The sequence below is a fragment of the Micromonospora sp. M51 genome (assembly GCF_018070305.1).
Classification (GTDB): Bacteria; Actinomycetota; Actinomycetes; order Mycobacteriales; family Micromonosporaceae; genus Micromonospora; species Micromonospora parva.
In genome coordinates this window covers 1-6,489 of sequence record NZ_JAGPXZ010000324.1, presented here as the reverse complement: position 1 = coordinate 6,489, position 6,489 = coordinate 1, and the positions used below count along the sequence as shown (strand labels likewise).

Below are 6,489 nucleotides of genomic sequence, written 5' to 3'. Positions count from 1 at the left end.
GGCAGCCGCCGAGGCGCCCGACGACGCGCTGTCCCGGCAGGCCGTCGACGAGCTGCGGGCGTACTTCGCCGGTGAGCTGACCGGGTTCACCGTCCCGGTGTCGCCGCCACGCGGCTCCGACTTCGAGCGCGCCGTGTGGCGTGAGATGACGCGGATTCCGTACGGGCAGACGCTGACGTACGGGGAGGTGGCGCGCCTGGTCGGCGACCCCGGGGCGGCACGGGCGGTCGGGGTGGCCTGCAACCGCAATCCGATCCCGGTGATCGTGCCGTGCCACCGGATCGTCGGCGCGGGCGGCAAGCTGGTCGGCTTCGGTGGGGGCCTGCCCCGCAAGGTCAAGCTGCTGGAGTTGGAGGCCGGGGTCTCGTTGCGACGCGCCTGGTCCTGAACCACCCCAGGCGGGCCTCAGCCGGCGCTGGGCGACCCCTCCCGGCCGGTGCCGGGTGTCGTTGCGCCGGGCCACAGCGGGTCGACCGGGGTCCGTGACCGGAAGAAGGCGTTGGCCGGTGGCAGGGTCGGCAGGACCACCGCGACGAGGATCGCCACCGGCGCGCCCAGCCGCCCGGTCACCTGTGGTTCCGGAAGAGGTGCCGTGAATCACGGGACCGCCCCTCGTACCCGCGATGGCGGCGGACCCACGGCGAAGGGCCGGGTCCACGCGGACCCGGCCCTTCGACCTGCTTGGTGACTCAGCGCGTCAGCGCGCGACCTCACCGGCGATGAACTCCTCGACGGCCTGGTGGGCGTCGTGGTCGGCGTACTGCACCGGCGGGGACTTCATGAAGTACGACGAGGCCGACAGGATCGGGCCGCCGATCTTCCGGTCCAGGGCGATCTTCGCGGCCCGGACCGCGTCGATGATGACGCCGGCCGAGTTCGGGGAGTCCCACACCTCGAGCTTGAGCTCGGCGTTGAGCGGGGTGTCACCGAACGAACGGCCCTCGAGGCGGATGTACGCCCACTTGCGGTCGTCCAGCCACGGCACGTGGTCCGACGGGCCGATGTGCACGTCGCTCTTGCTCATCTCGTGCGGGATCTGCGAGGTCACCGACTGGGTCTTCGAGATCTTCTTCGAGACCAGGCGCTTGCGCTCCAGCATGTTCATGAAGTCCATGTTGCCGCCGAAGTTGAGCTGGTACGTGCGCAGCAGCTCGACGCCACGGTCCTCGAAGAGCTTCGCGAGGGCGCGGTGCACGATGGTGGCGCCGACCTGGCTCTTGATGTCGTCACCGACGATCGGCAGGCCGGCGTCGGTGAACTTCTGGGCCCACTCGGGGTCGGAGGCGATGAAGACCGGCAGGGCGTTGACGAACGCGCAGCCGGCGTCGATCGCGGCCTGGGCGTAGAACTTGGCGGCCTGCTCCGAGCCGACCGGGAGGTAGCAGACGACGACGTCGACCTGCGCGTCACGCAGCGCCTGCGCCACGTCGACCGGGGTGGCGTCCGACTCCTCGACGATCTCGCGGTAGTACTGGCCCAGACCGTCGAAAGTCGGACCGCGCTGCACCGTCACGCCGGTCGGCGGCACGTCGCAGAGCTTGATGGTGTTGTTCTCGCTGGCGACGATCGCCTCCGCGAGGTCCATGCCCACCTTCTTGGCGTCCACGTCGAATGCCGCGACGAACTCCACGGCGTTGACGTGGTAGTCGCCGAAGGCGACGTGCATGAGACCCGGGACGCGGTCGTTCGGGTTGGCGTTCCGGTAGTACTCGACGCCCTGAACCAGGGACGAGGCGCAGTTACCCACACCGACGATGGCGACGCGGACGGAGCCCATAGCGTCTGCCTCCTTCTTTTCTGTCACGGCCGCTCATTCCTGGTCTCTCCAGGCGGAGGCGGGCTGTTGTCTTCTCGTCGGCCGCCGGCTGTCCCGGTGTTCGGGACCGTCGGGGCTCGGCCGGAGCGCTCGTTGGCGATGAGCTCCTCCAGCCAGCGGACCTCGCGCTCACAGGCATCAAGACCGTGGCGCTGCAGTTCCAGCGTGTAAGCGTCGAGGCGCTCGGCCGCCCGGCCCAGCACGTCACGAAGCCCTTCGCGACGCTCCTCGATCTTGCGGCGGCGACCCTCCAGGATGCGCAGTCGGGTCGCCTGGTCGGTCCGGGCGAAGAACGCGAAGTGCACCCCGAAGCCCGTGTCGTCGTACGTCTCGGGCCCGGCCTGTGCGATCAGCTGGGCGAAGCGTTCCTTGCCTTCCGCGGTGATTTTGTAGACCACCCGACCTCGTCGGCTGGTCAGCGCGGGAACCTCCTCGGCAGTGGCGGGCGTCTCAGCAGCTTCGGTGATCCATCCCGCCGCCTGCAGCCTGCGTAGCGTGGGGTAGAGCGAGCCGTAGCTGATCGCCGCCCGGATCGCGCCGAGCTTGGCGGTCAGCTCCTTGCGCAGCTCATAGCCGTGCATCGGAGACTCCTGCAGGAGGCCGAGGATGGCGAACTCGAGCACGGGGCCACCCTCTCTTTACCCTCCGGCGTGGAGTGATAACCGCCGCGATGTATCGGACCGATACATCGCACGTTAGCGGGTCGCGGGGGTCGGGGCAAACCCCCGTTCCGAGATGTCGTCGTCACGGAATGTGAGCGCGGTCGCCTGCTCGGGCCGGACCGCGTACCCTTCTCCGCATGCGTACGCAGCGCCAGGTCGTCGACTACTCGCTTCAGAAGCGAGCGGTGCTGCGTGAGCTCCTGGCCGGCCGAGTCGGCACGTACGACGTCTGCGACGCATCGCCGTACCTGAAGAACGCCGCTCGGTTCCATGGTGACCCGACCGACCGGCGCTGCCCGATCTGCCGCAGCGAAAACCTGACCCTCGTCCACTACATTTACGGTGACGAACTCAAGCAGTCCGCCGGGCAGGCCCGGACACTTGCCGAGTTGCCAGTGCTGGCGATGACGCTGCGTGAGTTCCAGGTCTTCGTGGTGGAGGTGTGCCTCGGTTGTGACTGGAACCATCTCGTCGAGCAGTACCTGCTCGGCCGGGACGGTCTGGCCGCCGACAGCGACGGCACCGGCGAGCAGGACGCGGCGGGCGCCGAAGGCGCCGGCCGGCGGAGGCGAGAGGCGCAACGGTGATCTCAGCTGGTTGTACCGGCCCCGGGGCCGCAGACGTAACCCGGGACGGTCGACTGGATGGTGGTCCGATTGGCCCGATTGATACGGCAATGACCCCGGTCGGCCGGCACCCCCGTGCCGGCGCCCCGGGTGAAGCAACTCACGGCAACCCGGTGGCGGCGCAGCAGCGCCCCACCGCGACCGGCAGGGTGTGAGGAATGAACTCGTACGGCGATCCCAGTTCTGCGCGCGGACGGACCCAGCACTCGGGTCCCGACGGTGACCCCGGACCGGGCGCGGACGACGCGTACCGCAGACCCGGCGGTGACTCCGGCGGGAGCGGCTGGTCAGCCTCCGACCGAGGCACGGCAACCCCAGGCCGGGCCTCGGTGACACCACGGGCTGCCGGTGGTCGCGCCACGGTTGGCGGCTCCGCCTCGGTGCCGCCGCGTGGCGGCGCGGCCGCCGGATCCGCCTCGGTGGGTTCGGCATCGCCGGGCCGGGCCGGACGGGCCTCGGTGCCGGTATCGCCGGCACCGGGTGTGGCCGCCACCGGTCGCGCTGGCGCCGGTCGGGCCTCGGTGCCCGTCTCCCCGGCGCCGGGCGCACCGGCAGGACGGGCGGCGGTCGGCGCCGCGGCTGTCGGGGCCGCCTCGGTCGGCACCGCCTCGGCGGGCCGGGCCAGCGTCGGCTCCGCGTCGGTCGGCGGTCGTGCGGCGGTCGCTCGGGCGAGCGTCTCACCGGTCTCCGGTGGGCCGGGCGGGCCCAATGGGCCGGGCGGTCCCGGTCGGGGCGGTCGTGGTCCGGGTGACCCGGGTGCCGCGGCGCGGGCCAAGAAGCGCAAGCGGATGAACCTGCTGATCGCCGGGTTCGCCGTCTTCATCATGCTCGCCGGCATCGGCGTGGTCGGGTTCACCTACTACTCGACGAACGTGGTGCTCCCGGACGAGATCACCCCGCCGCAGGCGACCACGCTGTACGCCTTCGACAACAAGACGATCATCGCCAAGGTGGGGGATCAGAACCGCACCCTGGTCACCATCGACCAGATTCCGCAGTACGTGCAGGACGCGGTGGCCGCCGCCGAGGACCGGAACTTCTACCGGCACTCCGGTGTGGACTACAAGGGCATCGCCCGTGCCGGCTGGAACAACCTCTCCGGCGGCGACAAGCAGGGTGCCTCCACCATCACCCAGCAGTACGCGCGTAACGCCTACGACAACCTGAAGGACGACACGTACGCCCGGAAGGTGAAGGAGGCGATCCTCGCCTCCAAGCTCAACGACGAGTACACGAAGCCGCAGATCATGCAGCACTATCTCAACGTGATCTACTTCGGCCGGGGCGCGTACGGCATCGAGGCGGCGTCGCAGACCTACTTCGGTAAGTCGGTGAAGGACCTCAAGCCGGCCGAGGGCGCGGTGCTCGCAGCCCTGATCAAGCAACCGGAACCCAGCTCCACCCACCAGGGGTACGACCCGGCGATCAACCCGACCGACGCCCAGGACCGCTGGAACTACGTGATCGACGGCATGGTCAAGGAGGGCTGGCTCGGTGTGCCCGGCAAGGAGCCGCGGCCTACCGAGTACCCGATGAAGAGCATCAAGGCCCCGAAGAAGGGCGGCATCGGCGTCGACTTCGGCGTCGACACCCCGTACGGCAACGTCATCAACTACGTCCGCCAGGAGATGCGGGACAGGGGCATCTGCGTCGAGAAGGACGCGGAGGTGACCGACGCCAAGCCGCTGTGCTCCCAGGCGCTGATGGCCGGCGGCTACCGGATCCGCACCACGGTGGACACCAAGATGCAGGCCGCGGCGGTCGAGACGGCCCAGCGCAAGTCCAAGGGCTCCGAGTTGGCCGGTGAGCGGAGCAACATCATGGCCGCGGTGGTGGCGATCGACCCCACCAACGGTCGGGTCGTCGCGTACTACGGCGGTGACAACGGCACCGGCACCGACTATGCCGGCAAGAACACCGACTCCACCGGGGCGATCAGTGGCGGTCACTCCCCCGGATCAAGCTTCAAGATCTACACCCTGGCGGCGGCGCTCAAGGAGAAGAAGTCACTCGAGTCCCGGTGGAAGGGCAAGGCTTTCAAGCCGACAGGCACCTTCAAGGTCAGCAACGCCGGCACCGACAACCCCTCCTGCGGCAACTCCTGCACCCTCAGGGTGTCCACGCTGAAGTCCCTCAACGTGCCGTTCTACTACGTCACCGAGGAGATCGGCGCGGACAAGGTCGTCGACATGGCCAAGCAGGCCGGTGTCACCACCATGTGGCGTACTGACACCAACCCGGCGAAGGCCTACGACCTGACCAAGACCGACGCGAAGGACGTCACGCCGGAGCCGTTCTTCAACGTGGTCGGCTACGGCCAGTACCCGATCACCGTGCTGGACCACGCCAACGGCGTCGCCACCTTCGCCAACGGCGGCGTCTACAACAAGGCCCACTTCCTCTACTCGGTCGAGAAGCAGAACCCGAACACCGGTAAGTGGGACAAGGTCTACAGCGAGAAGCTCGACTCGAAGCGCAGAATCGACAAGAGCGTCGTGGACGACGTGACGTCAGTGCTGAAGGACTACCCGGCCGCTGTCAACCATCGGCTCGATGACGGTCGCAAGGCGGCCTCCAAGACCGGCACCTGGGAACTCAAGGGCGGCAGCGAGGACAACGGCGACGCCTGGATGATCGGTTACACGCCACAGCTGGCCACCGCGGTGTGGGTGGGCAACGTGCGGGACCGCAAGCCACTCATCCTCAAGGACGGCCGCAAGGTCAGTGGTGGAAACCTCCCGGGCGACATCTGGGAGCGGTTCATGAACGAGGCGCTGAAGGGCAAACCGAAGCTCGACTTCCCGCCGGCGGCGAACGTCGGCGATCCGGACTCCGGAAACGGCGAAGCGCCTCCGCCTCCGCCCCCACCGCCGCCGCCGTCGAATCAACCCAACCAGCCGTGTAACCCGCTGATCGACCTGTTCTGCAACAACAACCCCGGGGGCGGTGGTAACCCCGGCGGGGGCGGCAACCCCGGGGGCGGCGGTACACCCGGCGGGGGCGGTAACCCCGGGGGCAATCCCGGTGGCGCCGGCGGTGGCCTGTTACCCAGCCTGCCACCCAACCGGGACTGACCCACACAAGCGCACGACGCCGCCGCTGGCCGGACGACCTGTCCCGGCCGGCGGCGGCGTTTTCGTACCCGGAACTCCGCGCCGGGACGGGACGGGCACCCCTGTCGTACGGCAGGATGCCTCTTCATGAGCACCCAGTCGACGCCCGGTATCGACGAAGCCGGAACCATCGACCACCCGTCCCCCTCCGATGGGTTCGTCCGCGGCATTTCCGCCGCGATCGGCGGCCCACTGGGCGACCACGCGACCGCGCTGAACCGGCCGGCCGGTCGGGAGCGCCGCTTCTGGACCGCCGTCCGGATCGTGCTGGC

At 69.2% G+C, this 6,489-nt stretch carries 6 protein-coding genes and 1 pseudogene; 4 read left to right on the top strand and 3 right to left on the bottom strand.

Annotated features, from left to right (window positions below; all coding sequences use genetic code 11):
* Window positions 1-388 (top strand): methylated-DNA--[protein]-cysteine S-methyltransferase (locus tag KBX53_RS18125; RefSeq protein ID WP_210860523.1); only part of this gene is annotated, 388 nt, incomplete at its 5' end.
* Window positions 389-405: 17 nt separating this feature from the next.
* On the opposite strand, the gene KBX53_RS18120 is transcribed toward KBX53_RS18125, so the two are convergent.
* The 3 genes from KBX53_RS18120 to KBX53_RS18110 all read right to left on the bottom strand — a co-directional run bounded on the left by KBX53_RS18120 (window position 406) and on the right by KBX53_RS18110 (window position 2,439).
* Window positions 406-570 (bottom strand): hypothetical protein, encoded by a 165-nt coding sequence (locus KBX53_RS18120; RefSeq protein ID WP_210860521.1) that lies wholly within the window; start codon window positions 568-570, stop codon window positions 406-408.
* A gap of 127 nt (window positions 571-697) precedes the next feature.
* Complete coding sequence (locus KBX53_RS18115) at window positions 698-1,777, bottom strand: inositol-3-phosphate synthase (RefSeq protein ID WP_030331825.1); 1,080 nt, start codon at window positions 1,775-1,777, stop codon at window positions 698-700.
* A 23-nt stretch (window positions 1,778-1,800) separates the two neighbouring features.
* Window positions 1,801-2,439: a PadR family transcriptional regulator gene (locus KBX53_RS18110; RefSeq protein WP_196920348.1), complete on the bottom strand. Its 639-nt coding sequence runs from the start codon at window positions 2,437-2,439 to the stop codon at window positions 1,801-1,803.
* 176 nt (window positions 2,440-2,615) lie between these two features.
* Here KBX53_RS18110 and KBX53_RS18105 point away from each other — a divergent pair, with 176 nt between their 5' ends.
* The 3 genes and pseudogenes from KBX53_RS18105 to KBX53_RS18095 all read left to right on the top strand — a co-directional run.
* Complete coding sequence (locus KBX53_RS18105; RefSeq protein ID WP_210860520.1) at window positions 2,616-3,065, top strand: DUF5318 domain-containing protein; 450 nt, start codon at window positions 2,616-2,618, stop codon at window positions 3,063-3,065.
* A gap of 197 nt (window positions 3,066-3,262) precedes the next feature.
* The gene (locus KBX53_RS18100; RefSeq protein ID WP_210860516.1) at window positions 3,263-6,178 is read left to right on the top strand and encodes a transglycosylase domain-containing protein; all 2,916 of its coding nucleotides are present in this window, start codon (window positions 3,263-3,265) and stop codon (window positions 6,176-6,178) included.
* A gap of 126 nt (window positions 6,179-6,304) precedes the next feature.
* Window positions 6,305-6,489: pseudogene (locus KBX53_RS18095) on the top strand (hypothetical protein); the annotation flags it as partial.

What these genes read in the sequence shown, in the direction of transcription:
- KBX53_RS18115 (WP_030331825.1), bottom strand. Translation starts at nt 1,777, where the DNA reads ATGGGCTCCGTCCGCGTCGCCATCGTCGGTGTGGGTAACTGCGCCTCG.
- KBX53_RS18105 (WP_210860520.1), top strand. Translation starts at nt 2,616, where the DNA reads ATGCGTACGCAGCGCCAGGTCGTCGACTACTCGCTTCAGAAGCGAGCG.
- KBX53_RS18100 (WP_210860516.1), top strand. Translation starts at nt 3,263, where the DNA reads ATGAACTCGTACGGCGATCCCAGTTCTGCGCGCGGACGGACCCAGCAC.